Source organism: Micrococcus sp. HMSC31B01 (genome assembly GCF_001816085.1).
Lineage (GTDB): Bacteria > Actinomycetota > Actinomycetes > Actinomycetales > Micrococcaceae > Micrococcus > Micrococcus luteus.
In genome coordinates this window covers 1-3,392 of the sequence record NZ_KV825059.1, presented here as the reverse complement: position 1 = coordinate 3,392, position 3,392 = coordinate 1, and the positions used below count along the sequence as shown (strand labels likewise).

Genomic DNA, 3,392 nt, shown 5'->3' with positions numbered 1-3,392 from the left:
GCCGCCACGGTCCGGCTGCGACTGCGCGCCGAGCACGGCTGGGCCGACCTGATCGGCGCGAGCCGGTGCCGCGCGCTCACTCCGGCCGAGGCTGCCGACGTCGTCGCCGGCCTGGGCCCGGATCCGCTGAGCGACGACGATCCCGCGCCGTTCTACGACCTCGCCCGGCGGACACGGCGGCCGATCGGCGTCGTGCTGATGGACCAGGCGGCCGTCAGCGGGATCGGCAACATCTTCCGGGCCGAGGCGCTGTTCCGCGCCGGCATCGACCCGTGGCGGCCGGCCCGGGAGGTCTCCGCGTCGGACCTGGCATTCCTCTGGGCGGACAACGCCGCGCTCATGCGGGAGGGCGTGCGGCTCGGGCGGATCGTCACCACGCGGCCCGAGCACCGGCCGGGGATCCCTGCCGAATCGGCCTGGCCCGAGCACGCGAACTACGTGTACCAGCGGCAGGGCCTGGCCTGCCTCGTGTGCGGGCGCGAGACGATCGTGGTGGAGGAGATGGCGGCCCGGAAGCTCTACCGGTGCCTCACCTGTCAGAGCTGAGGGGCCTGTAGCAGGCCCGACCGGGCACAGCGGTCAAGGCACCGGCGCGGACGACGACGCACCCGAGAAAGCCATGAGCCGGGCCATCGTGTGCACACGATGACCCGGCTCATGAGGTCCGGAGGGGATGACGGGAATCGAACCCGCGTAGCCAGTTTGGAAGACTGGGGCTCTACCATTGAGCTACATCCCCGCGGGGCCGCGCTCGGCGCGGACCAGCGGCTGACACCGTATCACGGCGGGCCCGCGTCGGCCGTGGGGGAAGAGGCATGATGCACGGCTCCCGTCCCGCCCTCCGCAGGGCCGCGTCCGCCCTCGCCGGCCGTCGTCCCCTGTCCCTGCGCGGCGCCACCGTCCTCGTGACGGGCGGCGCGTCCGGCATCGGTCGACTGATCGCCCTGGGGGCCGCCCGCCGCGGCGCGGGCCGCGTCGTCGTCTGGGACCTCGACCTGCAGGGGGCTGAGGCCGTCGCCGCCGAGATCCGGTCTCAGGGCGCGGACGCCCAGGCCGAGCGCGTGGACGTGACGGACGCGGCCGCCGTCGAGGCCGCCGCCGCCCGCGCCGGAGAGGTGGACGTCGCCGTGAACAACGCGGGCGTCGTGACGGGCGTGCGCCTCGAGGACGCCACGGAGGAGGGCATCCGCCGCACCTTCGAGGTGAACGCACTCGCGCCGTACTGGCTGACCCGGGCGGTCCTGCCCGGAATGCGGGCCCGGGACCGCGGGGCCGTGGTCACGGTGGCCTCGGCCGCGGGGTTGGTCGGCGTCGCGCGCCAGACGGACTATTCCGCCACCAAGCACGCCGCGGTCGGCTTCGCCGAGTCCCTCGCCGCGGAGCTGCGCAAGGACGGCAGCCGCGTCACCTCCCTCGCCGTCTGCCCCTTCTACATCGACACCGGGATGTTCGCGGGCGTGCGCAGCCGGGTGCCCTGGCTGCTGCCCGTGCTGGATCCGCGCCACGTGGCGCAGGAGGTGCTGGACGCCGTCGAGGCCGGCCGCACCCGCCTGCTGCTGCCGCGCGCCGTCGGTCTGATCGCGCCCCTGCGCGCCCTGCCGGCGCCCGTCTTCGACCGCGCGATGGACGTCCTCGGGGTCAACGCCACGATGGACGGCTTCACGGGCCGGCGGTCGCGGCTTTTCGCGGGGCGCGAGACGGCGCGCTAGGATTCCACAGTCTGCCCTCGGGCAGTCCCTCGGGTGTCCGGCGAGCCTCCACCGCGTGAGCCCGCCGGCGTCGGGGACGACGGCGGGGTGTAGCTCAGCTTGGTAGAGCGCGCGCTTTGGGAGCGTGAGGCCGCAGGTTCAAATCCTGTCACCCCGACTCGACGTCAAGACCATCCACCACCACCAACAGGAGTCATCCGTGGTCAAGTCCACCGCAGAGAACCTCAGCCCGACCCGCGTCAAGCTGACCGTCGAGGTGCCGTTCGAGGAGGTGAAGCCCGCCCTGGACAAGGCGTTCAAGGACATCGCCAACCAGGTCCAGATCCCGGGCTTCCGCAAGGGCAAGATCCCGGCGCGCCTGATCGAGCAGCGCTTCGGCCGCGAGATCGTCGTGGACCAGGCCGTCAACGAGGGCCTGAACACCTGGTTCTCCGCCGCCATCGCCGAGGCCGAGGTCACGCCGATCTCCCGCCCCGAGGTCGACGTGACCGCCACCCCGGACGCGGAGAACGCCGAGGGCCCGGTGGCCTTCACCGCCGAGTTCGACGTGCGCCCGACCATCGAGCTGCCCGACTACAAGGGCCTCAAGGTGACGGTGGAGCCCGCCCAGGCCACCGAGGAGGACGAGCAGAAGGCCCTCGACGCCCTGCGCTCGCGCTTCGGCTCCCTCAAGGATGTGGACCGCCCGGCCGCCCAGGACGACTTCGTCACGATGAACCTGACCGCCACGGTCGACGGCGAGCAGGTCGACCAGGCCGAGGGCCTGTCCTACCAGGTGGGCGCCGGCACCATGCTCGAGGGCATCGACGAGGCCCTCGACGGCCTGTCCGCCGGCGAGGACGCCACCTTCGAGACCACGCTCAACGGCGGCGAGCACGACGGCGAGACCGCCGTGGTCAAGCTGGAGCTGACGGCCGTCAAGGAGCGCGAGCTGCCCGAGGCCGACGACGAGTTCGCCCAGCTGGCCTCCGAGTTCGACACCATCGCCGAGCTCAAGGAGGACCTGAAGAAGCAGGCCGCCGAGGAGGCCGTGAACCGCCAGGGCGTCGAGGCCCGCGACAAGGTCCTCGAGGAGCTGGCCAAGCTCGTCGAGGTCCCGGTGCCGGACGGCGTCATCGCCGAGCAGGTCGAGCAGCACTTCTCCGCCGGCGGCCACACCGCGGGCGACGACCACGACACCGCCGAGCACCGTGCCGAGCTCGAGCAGAACACCCGCGAGGCGTTCGCCAACGAGGTCATCCTGGACGAGGTCGCCGAGGCCGAGGAGGTCACGGTCGACCAGGGTGAGCTGATCGAGTACATCATCGCCACCTCCTCCGAGTACGGCATGGACCCGAACCAGTTCGCCATGATGCTCGACCAGGGCGGGCAGATCCCGATGATCATGGGCGAGGTCCGCCGCCGCAAGGCCCTGGCCAAGGTCCTCGAGTACGCCGAGGTCACCGACACCGACGGCAAGGCCGTGGACCTGACGGCGTTCGTGACCCCGGGCGGCCAGGAGGCCCTCGACGCTGAGGCCGAGGGCGCCGAGGCCGAGGGCGCCGACGAGGCGGAGGAGAAGCCCGCCGAGAAGGCCCCGGCCAAGAAGAAGTCGACGGCCAAGAAGGCCCCGGCCGAGCAGGCCGACGACGCCGAGGCGGCCGAGCAGGCCTGATCCCGGCCGGTGGGGACGCACCCCCGCCG

Annotated in this window: 2 protein-coding genes, 2 tRNA genes and 1 pseudogene; 4 read left to right on the top strand and 1 reads right to left on the bottom strand. The window is 72.6% G+C overall.

Going from position 1 to position 3,392, the window contains the following annotated elements; genetic code table 11:
- Positions 1–546 (top strand): annotated as a pseudogene (locus tag HMPREF3105_RS04665) (Fpg/Nei family DNA glycosylase); the annotation flags it as partial.
- A gap of 122 nt (positions 547–668) precedes the next feature.
- Here the strand turns inward: HMPREF3105_RS04665 and HMPREF3105_RS04660 are convergent.
- Positions 669–739, bottom strand: a tRNA-Gly gene (locus tag HMPREF3105_RS04660).
- A gap of 76 nt (positions 740–815) precedes the next feature.
- On the opposite strand from HMPREF3105_RS04660, the gene HMPREF3105_RS04655 reads away from it, so the two are divergent.
- The 3 genes from HMPREF3105_RS04655 to tig all read left to right on the top strand — a co-directional run bounded on the left by HMPREF3105_RS04655 (position 816) and on the right by tig (position 3,363).
- Positions 816–1,709 carry an SDR family oxidoreductase gene (locus HMPREF3105_RS04655; protein WP_036316872.1) on the top strand — a complete coding sequence of 298 codons (894 nt, stop codon included), beginning with the start codon at positions 816–818 and terminating at the stop codon, positions 1,707–1,709.
- Positions 1,710–1,792: 83 nt separating this feature from the next.
- Positions 1,793–1,866: transfer RNA gene (locus tag HMPREF3105_RS04650), tRNA-Pro, on the top strand.
- Between the two features lie 42 nt (positions 1,867–1,908).
- Positions 1,909–3,363, top strand: a complete 1,455-nt coding sequence (tig, locus tag HMPREF3105_RS04645; protein WP_036316981.1) for a trigger factor — start codon at positions 1,909–1,911, stop codon at positions 3,361–3,363.
- The last annotated feature ends 29 nt before the right edge of the window (positions 3,364–3,392 follow it).

Bases quoted from the DNA above. Each gene is read 5' to 3' on its own strand.
- HMPREF3105_RS04655 (WP_036316872.1), top strand. From the start codon at position 816: ATGATGCACGGCTCCCGTCCCGCCCTCCGCAGGGCCGCGTCCGCCCTC.